Genomic DNA, 14,675 nt, shown 5'->3' with positions numbered 1-14,675 from the left:
AAACAAGCAATGGGTAGATTAACGACCTAAATCGGCCAGAAAAGGCGTGTAAGGGGAATCAAGCTCCGAGTTTCCTGGTCAGCATTCTCATAGTTCTCGACCAGGGCCTTGAACAGGTCATTCAGGTCCCACAGCATCAACGGAATATTTGCGCGATCAGCCTCATAACGGGCATCCTTTGTAAACCCGGCAGTGGAGACGAAGAGGCCCTTGTCGCTGGCGTGGCGCCCGCCAACTAGGTTACGGATCTCTTTGCTATCGGCGGACTTACTGGCACGGTGCTTGACCTCTACGATAATTCTCGGGGACTCGAAGCCAAAACCGTCCGGTGAGGCCAGGACATCTACGCCGAGGTCCGAGCCCTCAGCTGAAACCCGCGTTTTATAGCCCATGGAACGCAGGACTCCCGCCACCAAATGCTCCATCTGTCGTGGACTCAGGCGGTTGATACGGTCCTTCGTTATCTCGTCGGCCCGATCCCGGTAGCCTTCGAGCAGGGCGTCCTCGTCTTCGTCTTCCGACTCGATGGGCTCGTGAGAACCGGTCTCGGGCGCTCCTCGACCTGACAGGGCACGAAGTATCTCCGCCGCTACGTCATCTGGAAGCCGGAAAAGGGTCAGCGTGGACCCCAGAGAGTTGCGGGCGCCAGATGACAGGACGTCTCGTTCGACCTCGCCCTCCCAGTCCACGGCGCGATAATGTTGGAAATCACCGATGGTGCCCGGCTGGTGGCGATAGGCGCTGGCGATGGTGCCCACGTGGTAGACCCGACGACTGGAGTCGTAGGTCACCACCCGATCGCCCTGCTGGACCTCGTCGCGGAATCGAATCCACTGGCTGGCCGCCGTCTGGACCCTCCCCGGCTTGAAATCAGGGCGTTCCTTCTTAAGGGCCTCAATAAGGGCCTGCTTGTCTGAAAATTGGCCCAGATCCCCGACTGGAGCGGCCCCAAGGGCCACGAGCCCGTTTTCGACGAATTCGTCGGCCAGCCGGCCGCCGGAAGCCGATCGCACCATCCAGAGCGTCATGAAATCCCCTCAACCTGATGTTCAACGGCAAGCTTACCGCAGAACCCAGACTGCGCCCAAGCCTGGACCTGCCCAGTGGCAAGGCCTACCGTCCTCCAGGCATCAGTCGTTTCTGCCATCTTGGCCGTCTTCAGGCAACTCCTCCAAACTGGCAAAAGCAGCCTCCAGTGCACTCCGAATCGTAAGATCGAGAGATGCCCTGACGTCCTTCATTTCCCACCAGTCCTGGGGATCCGCGTCGTAGAAAGTCCGGAGCGCTCGGCAAATTCGCTTGTTCGGCCAGTTTGTGGAGTAAATCTCCTCAATCTCGGCGAGGAGCGTTGCCTCCGGGGGCGAACTCTCGAGCTTCCACCTCTCTTCGCTCGTAAGGCAATTCTTTACCACCACCTGCCACCCAATGAGAATGGCGGGAATAGCCTTCTCGGGCTCGTTTCGGCAGCCGGACAGCGCAGTCTCGGAGAGGCGGAGACCCCGGACGACCTTCATCACGTCCAACTCATGGCCTCGATCTACCATCGCGCACCTCCTATATCACCGGACAACGGAGCGAATCTTTCCCGCCGGCGGCACGTATCTCGCAACCAATCGACGGATGTGGTTTTTGGACAAGTCGCTTCTTCTAGCCAAGTATCTCTGGGCGGACTTTCTTGAGATCTCCCGAGAATCTGCCAAGAACTTGAATACGAGTGTTCGAGCCATCTCCTCTCTGCGCTGTCGCCGATCGTTTACTAGCCGCTGATACGCTGACTTGACCTCCTCGGCGAATGCCGGAAAGTGGTACTCAATCGCACCCGTCGAAGTCTTGGCAGCAACTGCGAGCTTTGAAAGCGGCGGCGGCTCCTGGAATGACTTGCGCGCAGCCACCAATCGCTCCAGAAACTCCTGCCGGTGTATCCGGGGCCGCTTCGGGCGCGGTCTGAGGTTTGCAGGCAAGTCCATTAGCCAGGCGGGATCCAAAACCTTCGTTACCGGCTCAAGACGGCCCGACAAAAGTCCGTACAGGCTTACACCGAGCCTATAAGCGACTCGCCGTAAGACTGGTAATGTGAGTTCCTTATCGCCGCAGGCGATGGATATGCAGTCGTCGCGCGGAACCAGCTCCCACAAGCGCCTCTCTTCCTCCCGCTCCCAAACCTCATCGAACAAGGCATCGACACATTTCCGGGCAGCCTCCTGACTGAGAGTGGACGTTGGTTCGGCACTTATCCCGGCCACCAGATCGACCAGGTCTTGCACATAGAGCTGCTCATGCGAATGGGTAGGTTCGGTAGCACTTTCGGTGGACAGCTGCATCCCACATCGGACACAGGTATCGATACTGCCCCTCATTGCCAGAGAGTCCTGCCTCGACCCACAACTAGGGCATCGACTTACAAGCTGGCACATGTGAAGATGGCAGGCGCAATAGTCGCGAAACCCCCAAAGCAAGTGCCAATATGCGGGCTGTCCAGTTTGGATTTGCTCCTGCAGACAGAGTGGGCACCACGCTACGTAGTCTCGGAACACCCGTCTTTGGCGACCAAACTCCCGCCCTAGCGCGAGAAAGGTAGTGGCTGAAAGCCCAACCATTCCCGTAGCTGCTTCGAGATCCTCCACCAATCTCCTATTGAATGAAGTCGGCCGAAGCAGGTGGATCAGCCGTGGGATCGCATATTCAGATCTAACCATCTCGTCGCAACAACGAGGGTCACCCGCATAGCGATTAAGAACCAATGATCTTAATTCATTGGGCGACAGAGCATGGACACTAGCGAGGCGCACGACATACGACGGCAAGGACTCCACTGTGGCTGAACCAACGCCTATAGGTCGAAGCTTAAACAGACTCATTTGTTGAACTTCTTCTTGTAAACCCGATTTCTAATCTCAAACGGCTTGAGCTTACGCCGCTTGCGCTTAGGCTCCGCCTCTTCAACCTGAGAGGCTGGCCCCCATTCCTTCGCCTGCTCGCTCCAGACAACCGGCTCTTTGACCGGGGTTTTGTTTAGCAGCTCTTCACCAAGCCGAATCTCGGCCGCGATCGATGCCAAATCCCCGTCGTTGCGCCGGGCCTCATCCATATACTTCCAGGCCAAAACCTCCGAACCGTCGGACACCATCTTCGCCATTGCTATCCGCAACCAACGGCCCACAGCGCCGACCACCCCTAAGCTGTGTTCATGGATGTATCCGGCCCAGTCAATTAGAGAGCCTACACCGCGCTCAAATTGAATACCTTTAGAATACCAATCGAGAATGCCCATAAAGTCGTCTGCGTCCTCAGGCGTGGCGTGGTATCTGGGCATCTCGAGAAGTGAGGATCGGCCCACCATGTGATTCGAAGCTCTTAGCATGCCCACAATGGGATAGGCGCCAGTCAGGACAAGGGTTACATTTGCGTTTGAAGCAAAGGACTTGAACGAGTCCAGAATGGCTGTTCTCGCGCGGGGCGAACTTCCGTGCCACTGGATGTGCTGGGCTTCGTCGATAGCAAGATAGCGTGACTTCAGATGGCGTAAGGCTCGCTCACATGCGGTCATCAGGTCAGCGGTCGTCCGCCTATCTGTCCTGCTGACGTTCTGCGCCCGGTGGCGCCCATCTTCGACGTGGGCCGAAAAGGCTGGATGGTTCAGAGCCTCTGCCAAATCCGAGAAAAATGCTTTTGAGCTGAACCGGCCCTCTTGAGCCTTATTTTCAGCCTCGACATAAACGAAAGGATGCTCAATCGAAGAATCATTTCCGGAGCTCTCGAGGTATTCGCGCTCTAGCCGTTCGAGGACAGACGTCTTTCCCGCTCGTGAAGGCCCAGTTAGTACGACGACCTCCCCAGGTTCTGAAAACGTCAACTCCGTTTGCAAGTTGGATAACGCCTTCTTATAGGTTCGGTGGTGCAACTTCCTTGTACGTAACTGTTGGAGTTTTTCTTCATACCACTTCATCTTAGTCCTCCTGCTCATCGTGTTCGACATTAACGCGCCTTGCGCGCCTGAATACATCATCCGCGGAAGTTGAGCAGGCTGGCTTCGGCTTCTTGCACTCAGCACCCTTAGCCTTCTTCTCTTGAAATCGCGCTCGGTCTTCCTCCGCTAAAGCCACAAGCCTGGAATGCTGACTTTCAGTAGCTAATTCATTCAATTTTGTCCTGGCTTCAGCCCCCTCGAGCTTTAAGGCTGCATCTAGCTTGCGTGCGTTCTCGGAGAGCCCTTCGAATCGCTCATACCCCGCTGCAGTGGCGCATTTCCACCGATCTTCACTGAGGTAATAGATCAGATAGGGATTCTCACAGTCCTCTCTGACTTCGCGAGTCCGCGGTCCTGTGGTGAGGTTGTCTGCTACTGGTGAGTAGTGCCGATTCAATTTCTGGATAGTGCCTCGGTCGGAGATTCGGTAGTCGCCGGAATCTACGGATGTTGCAATTAGAAAGGCCTGATCAATCTCAACCGGCGCACCACTCATTGGAAACCTCTGCATCAGATCCTTAAAGTGGAGCGTCCGACTCAGCATGTTTCCAGAAACGATTCTGTCGTTGTATCCAGTAACCGCTTCTTCGAGCTTTTTATAAATGGCAGGTAAGTCATCACAGACCTTGTCTGTGGGCTTGAAGCCTTTTGACCGCGATCGACCGCTCCATTCGACGCAGTTGGCTGGATAGTCTTTGATGAAGGTAGTGCGCAATGTTGCGAATGCCCCTTCTGCCAGCCCATTGAACCGGCTATTGGCACTTGGGCTGGTTGAATAGGTGAACTCATACTCCGCCGACAGTTGGCGGGTGAACACCGAGTCCATGTCCTTTCCGCCGTCGGTATGCAGCGCCTCGAATATCCGCCCGTACTTTCTTGCAATGTGTCTAACTACCAGCGCGAAAACTCGTCGTGACGGCTGCTTCAGGGTGATAATGAAGTAGAGAATGCATCCGGTCGCTTCATCCGTAACCACCGTTAGCCAAGGCTTAACTATGGCAACGCCCTGGGATGACTCGGCTACTGTGATGAAGAGCTTCATCGGGGTATGGTCCATGACGACCCGCTCAAATGGCCTCTGTGCTCTTGCATGGCGCTTGATCGCAGGCGTTGAACCACGCGCTTGGTTTGCGGCCCTTCGGCCTCCAGCTGACCTTGCCAACTGCACAGGGTCCAATGTGGAGTACTTTTTGAGGAAGGTCTTTTTTGAAACCGGAGGATACTTGGCGTGAAACTTTCTAGCTTCAACGCGGTAGGTGATGTACGCCTTGTTTTTCGACGGGAATTTCCTACTGGGGATTTCACTGATGAAGGAGTCTAGGAAATCTCTGACGGCTGGCGCCACTTTCGACAGCCTGTTTCCTCGCTTGTGGAATGCCGGCATCAGGGCTTTGGCGCGTGGCGCACTAGCTCCGAGCGCCTTAATTTTCTCTCGATACCGCCTCCCCGTTCGTGTATCTAGGTTCTCAGCCCCTCGCTTCTGGCCATAGTGCTCCACTGCTTTTCGATTTCCCAGCACCGCTATGTCAACGTCATCAAAGCCCTGCTTATGGGTAGACAGAACGCTCTCGATTGCGAAATTGAGCATTTCCTGGTTCGCGGCAATGATCGCGCAATCGTCGACAAGCGATTGACGCTTGAGGGCCGCGTGTAGAATTCCACGGTCAATTAGCCATAGGGCTCCCTCAAACATCTCCTGGCCATACTGCTCGCGCACGTGTCCGAGGGTAAGAAACGTTTTTCGGGAAAGCTGGTCTGTGAGGGTACTGGTGATTCTTTCGCTGGGCCGGGTTACGCCTACGCGCACCCGGTGTAATAGGTCATTGTTCCTTGCCTCCAACCTGGAGATGTTCTCTGCCAATCCCACCTCAAATTCAATTCCTAGATCAGCAAAATGGCTTTCGAGTGGGATAAAGTGGAATCTATCGTCCTTCTTCACCCAGTCTTTTGGTCGGTCGGCGACGAGTTTCTTTGCGTCCTCGGTTGTTTTTACTTCGACAACAACGATCGAGTCAGACTTCAGGACAAGAAGGTCTGGGGTCTGTTCGCCATAAATGGGGCGCCCACGTATGTCGTGCGTATAACAAGCCACTGGCTCGGGCTGAGCGTGGTACTCAAGAATGTCTTCGCTTTGTTGTTCGAGATTCCGTATCCATGCAAGCTCCTCTCTGCTCTCGAAGCAGCGTGTTGCTTCGTTAATCCTTGAGTAGGTTTGGCCCTTGACTGACTGCTCTGCACCCCACCCAATCTGCCGCGTCGGAGCGGTTTCTCGACTCTTGATCACGTATTGGCGTCCCGCTTCCGGGATTCCCAATCCGGAAAGGTATGCCTCAAGTTCGGTGTCGGATAACATTGTCCCCTCCATGTCTCGGGCATGACTCGCCCGTCCCCGGGCGTCTGGAGTATTGACGCGCCAGGTTAGTTGTGGATAATGGAGGGTGCCGGAGAAGCCAAAACTACGGCACCATCCTCAGAGCCCCGGGCTGCAACCCGGGGCTTTGTCGTTCTTGCGTCAGTCTATTTCACGACCATCATCTCTTCTCCATTCCGCTCCAAGGCCAAGCGTTGCTCAATCGCGTCAGCCACCTCCCGGGTGCGGGCAAGTAAGGTGCGCCTGCCTGGGAAGCGACCAAGTCGCACGGGTAGATTTCCAGCGGCATGCGCCTGACGGACCGCGCTAGCAGATGGGTACTTCAAAACGCGCGCCAGCTCATCAACAGTCAGAACGGGTCCGTAGGCCTCGAAGAGGTCGGAGTAGGTTCCGGTTTCGGTGTCGCTCTGCATCGATGGCTGAGTCTGTCGGCTACTAGTTATGACTGGAGAGTACAACAAAAATCCCGGCCTGTACAGCGGCCCAAAATGTCCGTTTTTATCATAAAAATCATGAAATTAGGATACGATTTTTTATGAACTTTTCGGCCGTCCAATGGGTGCCACGTAGCCTTTTAATTTGCTTTCATTTTTTCAGTTTTGGATCGGAATCTTGGTGTGAAGTGATATGACTCAATCCGTTCCCGAGTACCGCCAGCGCCCTTGGAAACTGGCGGTTTGGGGCTGTTTAGACTGAGAATCGGATACAGATTTACGGTTTCGAGAAAATTGTTGGCGCGCGGAGCAGCACTGAAATGGATGACAGGGGCCTGAGCGGCCTGAAACCCGGCTCTCCAGCCCTTGTGCCTTAGCATCGTGGGAAGCGCGCCGGCCCCTGTGGCGCGTCCCAACACGCCACACCATATAGACCGGCTCAAAGCAAGAAGCTAGCGAAACTAGGCGTATCCTCCGGCAGCGACCCGATCCAGGTATCGCTCCAGCGCAGACAGTCGCCCCATTTTCAGCAAGTCTTCGGCAGTCAAGTCTCCGAAACTAGGCAAGGATTGCGATCGAAACCAGGCGAAAGCAATTCGGGGGTGACCGGCCCACGGCGCCGTGCGCTCCAAGATGCGCGTAAGCGCCAGGAACCGACGCTGGGCCGCCTCAGAGCACCGCTGTGAGTTCTCGGGGGCATCTCCGAGGGACAGGCCCGTAGCGGCCACCAAATCGGCCTTGGTGACGAGCAGGATCCCAGCCAGTGCATCAACGTCCACCGTTCCGTCAGCTCGTATGACCTGGCTCGTCCAGCCCGAAGGTTCGCTCATGGAATGCCCAGTAAGCTCAAGATTTCCACCTTCCTGAGAGTGTACTCCAAGTCGCGCGAGGCCCGACTCGGCCCCGCTGACCCCAGGGCGGCTGCGCGAAACCCCTGCGCTACAATGAAGCCGGGTGAAAGCAAAGGGCAGTCCATGCGCGCGAAACCCACAGAAATCGCCAAAGCTCTGGGACTGGCGAACGCGGAGTCCGTCACGCTCCTCGATTTGGCGCACCGCTGCGAGGAAGGACTTCCAAAGTCCTGCTTCCTGCGGCTCCACGAAACTCTGGCGCCAGAAGGCCAGAAGTTCCTCAATTCACTGATTTCGCCCGCCTCGCTCGGTCGGCGCAAGGACGGAAAGCTGACCCCTTGCGAGAGTGACGGCACAGTCCGCTTGGCCCACTGCTGGCAAATGGCGTTGGAAACATTCCAAGACGAAAGCAAGGCCAGGCGATTTCTGTCCGGCCCGCATCCCCTACTTGGTGGTCGCCCACCGATGGCGGTATTGGCCGGAAGCACCTGCGGCGCTGAAGTCATTTATCAGCTATTGGGTCGACTGCGATATGGTTCGGCGGCTTGAGGTGCCGTAGTGTGGCCCGAGTAGCTGTAGATAACTAATGCAAGATCCATTGACTTTGCGCCAAAACTTCTGGTTCCATGGTGAAGACTAGTTCTTACTATCCGCAACGATAAATCAAAATACCCATGGGGTCATCTAAGACCAAGCTTATCTACAAGAATGCCTGCGGGCCTAAGGTAACGACCGGTGATTATAAGCAAGCTTGCCATTGAGAATTTTCGGGGCATCAGGAAGGCTGAAGTTGAGATGTCTGGGCACACGTTGCTAGTTGGCGGTAACAATGTTGGAAAATCCACTATTTGCGAAGCGCTTGAGTTAGCGCTTTCACCCGACCGACAAAACCGCTTTCCGGTTGTTGAGGAATACGACTTCTACAATGCTCGATATCTTGACGACGAAGGCAACCCTTGTCCTGTTCGTATTGAGGTCTTGTTAACCAATGTAACGCCAACTATCGAGAAGAGTTGTGCGAACTATCTTGAACGTTGGGACCCCGCAAATCGCCGAATCCTCAAACAGGGCGAGATCGACGAAGTCGATAACGATGATTATGAATGGTGCCTGCGTCTTCTCACGCTTGCACGCTACAACCCTGATGAGGACGAATTCGAAGCATTTACCTTCTATTCTTCCAAGTACGACCCAGAGAACGAAGGCGATAGTCGCGTCCCCCGGGCCGTTCGCCGATGTTTCGGATTCCTCTACCTGAGGGCGCTTCGGACAGGCTCCCGGGCACTTAGTCTCGAGCGTGGCTCACTGCTTGATATCATTCTGCGAACCCAGAGCCTACAGACCGGCATCTGGGAACATCTGCGCACGCGTCTCAAGAATCTTGACCCACCCATCCAAGAGGGTGCAACAAAGTTGACACCGGTACTCCAGACCGTCGAGCGCCGCATCTCTGAGTATATCGCGATGGACCAACCTGGCGACGCAACCCGTCTATTTGTGTCGCAGCTCACCCGGGAGCATCTTCGCAAAACAATCAGCTTTTTCATTAGGCTAACCGCCGATCAGGAGCCGGTGCCATTTCAGGCTGCGGGCACTGGCACGCTTAATACGCTTGTGCTCGCACTGCTTTCGTTTATCGCTGAACTCAAGGAAGAGAACGTAATTTTCGCAATGGAGGAGCCGGAAATTGCACTTCCTCCACACACACAGCGGCGAGTTGCCAATTACCTTATAAACAATACCACGCAGTGCCTGGTTACCTCGCATTCGCCCTATGTGATCGAAAAGTTCGATCCGCCCCGCATAGCTCTCCTGCGACGCAGTGGGACCGGCGAAGTTACCGGCAAGCCCGTCGCTCTCGGGAGCATGAAAGCCAAGACCTACCAGCGGTACGTCAGGCGCGGCCTCGCCGAGGGAATGCTAGGCCGAGGCGTCGTCGTTGTCGAGGGATTGACTGAGCAGCTCGCGCTTACCGCAGCTGCTGAAATTATGCAGGCAGCAGACGACGAGATTTACCCACTTGATCTCGCTGGCGTCACACTAATTTCAGCTGACGGTGACGGTAACATCTCCGAACTTGGTCGCTTTTTCGTCCAACTCGGCCTGCCGACATTCGCCTTTCTCGATAAGAAGAAACGCCCGGGCAAAGAAGCAGACGCACTCAATGAAGCCGGGTTCGAACTTGTTAACGAGATTGATTATCTCGGAATGGAAGACCTTTTGGCCGAGGAAGTACCACTAGACCATCAGTGGGCCTACCTGGAATTTCTGCGAGATGGTGCGCTAGCACCAAAGACAGGTATTCCTGCTTCCCGTCCGGATGATCAAGCCGTGCGCTTGCTGACCAAAAACGTGCTTAAGGACCACAAAGGCTGGGGTCGCGCGGCCGAACTGCTCGAATATTGCGAGCCTGGAGAACTTCCACCGTCTATCACCGACTTTCTCGACACGCTTTTTGCGCACTTCCCAAAACCACAGATCGCACCGATTTCGGATGAGCATGCGGAAGATGGAGAACTAGGAACTGAATCCGCGGGCGACGCGCAGAAAACGCCAGGGAAATGACCGAGCTGGTTATTTGCAAAAAGCGCCGACGCATTCTTGAGGCCACCGGTCACGTTCTCGTCACAGGTGGACCTGGAAGCGGAAAGACGACGATCGCGCTGAGAAAGGCCGTCGAACGGATTGAACAGGGACTTGAGCCAGGGCAGAAGGTACTGTTCCTGAGCTTCTCGCGCGCTGCAGTGTCCCGAATCGTCGATTCGGCAAAACGGGATCTTCCCCTAGCGCTGCGCCGCTATCTCGAGATCCAGACGTTCCATTCATTCTGCTGGCAGCTCCTCCAGGGACATGCCTACCTACTCGGTTCGCCGCGCCGCCTTGAAATCATGCTGCCACACGACGAGCGCGCTCACCGCAGCGGCGCAACCAAAGTTGACAAAGACTGGATCGTCGAGCGTGAGCGGTTATTTGCCGAGGAGGGGCGGATTATCTTTGACCTCTTCGCGCCGAAAGCATTGGAACTACTTTCACGCAGCGACGCACTCAGGCGCGTCATCGCCGGGCGCTATCCACTTGTGATAGTCGACGAAGCACAGGATACCGGTGAACAGCAATGGGCATGCATTCGCGAGCTCTGTGAGCTTGTGCAGCTTGTTTTCCTGGCCGACCTCGAGCAACAAATATACGACTTCCGGCCCGATGTCAGCGAGGACCGCGTCATAGAGATTGAAAATGCAATCGGGCCAATGCGCGTCGAGCTTGGCATGCAGAACAATCGAAGCCCCGGCGTCGAGATCGTTAGCTTCGGTAATGACATCCTCTCGAATCAGCCGAGGGGCTATAGATATGAGGGCATTCACCATCACCAGTTCAATCCGAAGCAGAAGACCCGCGATCTTTCAATCCGCAAGGCTGTTGGAACGATCTATAAGCTAATTAGGGAAAGAACCGGTGCAGCGCCTAAGAGCGTTGCTGTTCTTACCAATTGGGGGAAAGGCGTCGCAATTATCGCTCGGGCCTTACAAGGTGGAGAGGATCAGAAGGCAATCCCGCACCGCGTCGTCATAGACGAAGCCAACGTTTTCCTTGCCACACGCGTAGTTGCCAAGCTTTTGGAACCGATAGATGATGAATGGCAGAGCCTTTCGAGCGCACTCGATCTTCTATCACAGCTCTACCGCGCCAAAGGAAAGACAACCAAAGCTGAGCAGCTTCTAAGGAATGCACAAAGCGCTCGCGAACAAGCCCTGCGCGGACCGGCAAAAGCGCCGCGTGCGCTTAAGGCTATAATTAACTCGCTAAAGGCCGAAGAGTTTACCGGCAATCCAGGCACGGATTGGCTTGACGTCCGCCGCCGACTTCAGGCATCGGGAGTTGCCGAACTGAAGCTCGTCGCAGGACTTGTTGTGTACTTGATGGCGTTCAATCGCGGCCGACGGATCTCTGACAGCCTAACCGAGGCCTGGCTGCAGACCGGAAGCTACCAAAACGCAAACTCTCTTATTGAGGCCGCGATCACCCAAGATCAGCTCGCAGGCGGCGACGGCGAGCTCCAGGGCATCAATGTGATGACCATCCACAAGTCGAAGGGCAAGGAGTTCGACGGTGTCGTTCTTGTTCATATCGGCAACAACATCTCCCCGCTATGCCCCGATTGGGAAAAGGCGCCCCACACAAAGAGCCGCAAGCTTCTTCGAGTGGGCGTGACTCGCGCACGACACGATGCACTCCTCCTGACCGATGCGTTTTCTCCGTGTTTTCTCCTGAAGGGACACAATCTCAAACGTGACGGGCCTAGCAAGACAAACGAAACCCGGTAAGGAGCCCTGGATCTTCAGCGCCAGCCGCATAGAATCCGAGCCAATCGGCGAGCTTCAAGCTCGCCGCTGGCGGCTCGGGAGGGGCCGGAACTTGCTTGAATTGGTCATAATTTACCAGCGGGAATGGCGCGAAGGCAAAACGAAGGGCGCGACTAGACCCTGGATCCTTTATTAAGCGCGCCACATTATTTCCGGCAGGACGTTTCCTTGTAGCGGCCTAGCCTAGAAACAGCTTCACCGTCGATAGTTATCGGGCACTCGATCTGGGATTTGCCCAACCGCTGTGCTCAAAGGTGCTCAACGTAGATTCACTGCAACATTACCCTTCTCCAATTTCCCCATCAGCTACAAGCCAAACTTCTCTCCGTTTGGGTCAGCAATGGGGACAGAAAAAATTCGGACATAAAATCCTCCTTGTTTAATGTCCCCAACCAATGCTGGGGATTGTGTTCTGGATGATACGCGCACTTAACTGGGCGATTCAAGCACTCCCTTCTTACGTTTCCCCCAGCAACTCCTTCTTGCGCTCCTCGAATTCCTCCTGGGATATGTCGCCCTTGTCCTTTAGCTCGGACCAGTACATCAGCTCCTGCGCGGCCTTCATGTTTCCTTTGCGCTTGAAACTGATCTTTAGGCGCCTAACGAGGCCGGCTAGGCGGCTAAAGAAAGTAGCTATGCGGGAGTGAACTACTCTGGCACCTCTTCGGACCGGCCCGGACCGCAAGAGCTTCACCAACAAAGCCAAGGCAATAACACCCCCAATAAGACTGCCCCCCAGAATAATCCTCTGTCTCTTGTCTTCAGCTTGTTTTGCGACGGCTGCTTGCCTGTTTAGCTCATCTGCCTCTTCAAAAAACTCAGTGAGATATGCCGCATAACCAACCGGGGGTCGGAAAGAGAAGGTGTGCGACTCTGAGGGGTTCAAACGAGAATGAAACCCTTTCTTATGTACTTCAGCATCAAAAACCTCGTCATTTGCCAGCGATTTTTGAATGAAACTGAGAGGCGAACGCACACTCCAAGCATTGCTACCACCGAAATCAGAAGGGCGCCGCTCATGGCCGCCAATATTTATTTCATCCCAGAATGTTAGCTCGATAGGCAGCTCAAGCTCCCTCCTACACCAAACGCTATAAGGAGCATAATCCTCCGGTTCATGCTGCCCAACGTTGGGACGAGGAGCTCTTCCCCGAGAATCGCCCATCCCATTTCTATATAGATCTGGTCGCAAAGCCTCGCAGCTCTCTATATAGGAAAAATCTCCGACCGGCGTGTTCCAGGTGGCTTTGGCAGACCCATTTGGATAGACCTTGAACGAAGGAACTCTTCCGTATGAAGCCTCCGACTGTTCGGGAACAGTGATCAGAATGGCCGCGAACAGCGCTAGGGAAAAAAGGGCTGTGACCCTCACTCGAAAACTACGTGCCTTCATGAAATCCCCCTTCAGGAGTCAGATTACGGACGGTTGCCGATATAGATGGATTGCGCGGACATTATAGGTCCTTTCATAGGCGCCCAGTCCGAAACTCGTCGGCCGAATGGAGTTAGGCAACTGCTAAACTCCGGTTATTGCGTTTGGTAACTGGTGCTGCAGACAAGAGAGGTGGCGCACACTATTCGAATCGTTACGTGACCAGGCTGGGCATATTCAGAATCTGCACTTGCCTGCATTAAGGGCTTCAATATAATGGTCTGCGGGCGGTTGGCGTTCACCATTTGGATTACAGCAGCGCTTCTCCTGAACAGGGTGGCGGCACCGTTCGCTCGCGCCATGAAAAAGCCTACAAACTTCGGGGCTGACCTCATTTAACCAAGATCTTCTACCACGATAAAACAGGAAAAATATCTTTATGCGTGCTTTGCTGCTGCTGGCTATGGTAATCCCAATATCCGCTATTTGCTCCGATTACCCTTCTCTCCAAGATCAATATGAAGTTCCGGAGCGATACCGAATTGAAACGGTCAATCAACTTGATGCATATTTCGATCCCTTAAACCAATTTGAAAGAAAGGTAGCGTTGGTCTTTTCCTACATGCTTTTCGAGGGCGAGTCCAGTCGACTGATGGAGGAACTAGGTCATGGGAGTGGCGGGGTGCATGTAATTGAGTTAACACTGGAGCTGTATAGGGCCTTAGCACAACGTCACGATTTCGACGATATGTCAGACTACATCTTGCGTTCTCGTGATCAAAATGCCCAAGACGACGAGCTCACAAGGTTGAAGCGGAGCTTCATGCAGCCGGTCATTTCACAGGTTGAGTCTTCCGAACCCGAAAATATGGGGGTTGCCGAAGACGTCGGAATGTTAGCAAAAGACATTTTGCTCGCGTATGCGCGCGACAACGCTTTTGCCACTGAGGAGCAGAAGGAAAGTGAAGGCGAAGAAGCGTCGGAACGAGCCGCTCAGATCCAAGATGCAACGAGTGCAGATCTACCCCAGCGGATGAGCGCCACCATGAATCTCGAGAAAGTCATTCGGTCGGGTTCCGTGCTGACTCTCGTGATGAGAATTTCATCAGACGAAGAGGGTTTGATGGAGCTTTGGGATAGTACGGGAAAATCTAGGGCAGAGATGCACTATGAGTTCCTGTCCAAAAGCCGGAACGGCGTTTGTTCCGAAGGCGGAGTGAACAGGGCCTACATTAGGTTAGGCGGCACCATTGCATACCTATATCTCTTCTCAGACGGCAGTAAATTTTTGACCAATACAATTCATTCTTGCAGCTAGG

General features: G+C 54.6%; 10 protein-coding genes. 4 read left to right on the top strand and 6 right to left on the bottom strand.

Features of this window, described 5'->3' with window-relative positions; genetic code table 11:
- Positions 1-26: 26 nt before the first annotated feature.
- The 5 genes from G4Y73_RS01410 to G4Y73_RS01390 form a co-directional block, all read right to left on the bottom strand.
- Positions 27-1,028 (bottom strand): restriction endonuclease, encoded by a 1,002-nt coding sequence (locus tag G4Y73_RS01410; protein ID WP_240451116.1) that lies wholly within the window; start codon positions 1,026-1,028, stop codon positions 27-29.
- A 102-nt stretch (positions 1,029-1,130) separates the two neighbouring features.
- Positions 1,131-1,517, bottom strand: coding sequence for a hypothetical protein (locus tag G4Y73_RS01405; RefSeq protein WP_164228651.1), 387 nt, complete (start codon positions 1,515-1,517; stop codon positions 1,131-1,133).
- Positions 1,518-1,559: 42 nt separating this feature from the next.
- Positions 1,560-2,174, bottom strand: a complete 615-nt coding sequence (locus G4Y73_RS13980; RefSeq protein WP_240451115.1) for a hypothetical protein — start codon at positions 2,172-2,174, stop codon at positions 1,560-1,562.
- Positions 2,175-2,854: 680 nt separating this feature from the next.
- A complete protein-coding gene (locus G4Y73_RS01395; protein ID WP_164228646.1) occupies positions 2,855-3,946 on the bottom strand; it encodes an ATP-binding protein in 1,092 nt (363 codons plus the stop codon).
- 1 nt (position 3,947) lies between these two features.
- A complete protein-coding gene (locus G4Y73_RS01390) occupies positions 3,948-6,320 on the bottom strand; it encodes a DDE-type integrase/transposase/recombinase (protein ID WP_164228644.1) in 2,373 nt (790 codons plus the stop codon).
- A gap of 1,396 nt (positions 6,321-7,716) precedes the next feature.
- Here G4Y73_RS01390 and G4Y73_RS01385 point away from each other — a divergent pair.
- The 3 genes from G4Y73_RS01385 to G4Y73_RS01375 all read left to right on the top strand — a co-directional run bounded on the left by G4Y73_RS01385 (position 7,717) and on the right by G4Y73_RS01375 (position 11,945).
- Positions 7,717-8,172 (top strand): antitoxin Xre/MbcA/ParS toxin-binding domain-containing protein, encoded by a 456-nt coding sequence (locus G4Y73_RS01385; protein WP_164228642.1) that lies wholly within the window; start codon positions 7,717-7,719, stop codon positions 8,170-8,172.
- 186 nt (positions 8,173-8,358) lie between these two features.
- Positions 8,359-10,188 carry an AAA family ATPase gene (locus tag G4Y73_RS01380; RefSeq protein WP_164228640.1) on the top strand — a complete coding sequence of 610 codons (1,830 nt, stop codon included), beginning with the start codon at positions 8,359-8,361 and terminating at the stop codon, positions 10,186-10,188.
- Positions 10,185-11,945 carry an ATP-dependent helicase gene (locus G4Y73_RS01375; RefSeq protein WP_164228638.1) on the top strand — a complete coding sequence of 587 codons (1,761 nt, stop codon included), beginning with the start codon at positions 10,185-10,187 and terminating at the stop codon, positions 11,943-11,945. The genes G4Y73_RS01380 and G4Y73_RS01375 overlap by 4 nt, the downstream gene beginning before the upstream one ends.
- Positions 11,946-12,441: 496 nt before the next feature.
- On the opposite strand, the gene G4Y73_RS01370 is transcribed toward G4Y73_RS01375, so the two are convergent.
- Entirely contained in the window at positions 12,442-13,377 is a 936-nt protein-coding gene (locus G4Y73_RS01370; RefSeq protein WP_164228636.1) for an SHOCT domain-containing protein, read from the bottom strand.
- Positions 13,378-13,795: 418 nt separating this feature from the next.
- Between G4Y73_RS01370 and G4Y73_RS01365 the strand changes: the two genes are divergently transcribed.
- Positions 13,796-14,674, top strand: coding sequence for a hypothetical protein (locus G4Y73_RS01365; RefSeq protein ID WP_164228634.1), 879 nt, complete (start codon positions 13,796-13,798; stop codon positions 14,672-14,674).
- Position 14,675 lies beyond the last annotated feature (1 nt).

The organism is Wenzhouxiangella sp. XN201 (genome assembly GCF_011008905.1).
Taxonomy (GTDB): Bacteria; Pseudomonadota; Gammaproteobacteria; order Xanthomonadales; family Wenzhouxiangellaceae; genus Wenzhouxiangella.
Note: the sequence above shows the minus strand (reverse complement) of the source record. Positions and strands in the feature narration are given on the sequence as shown.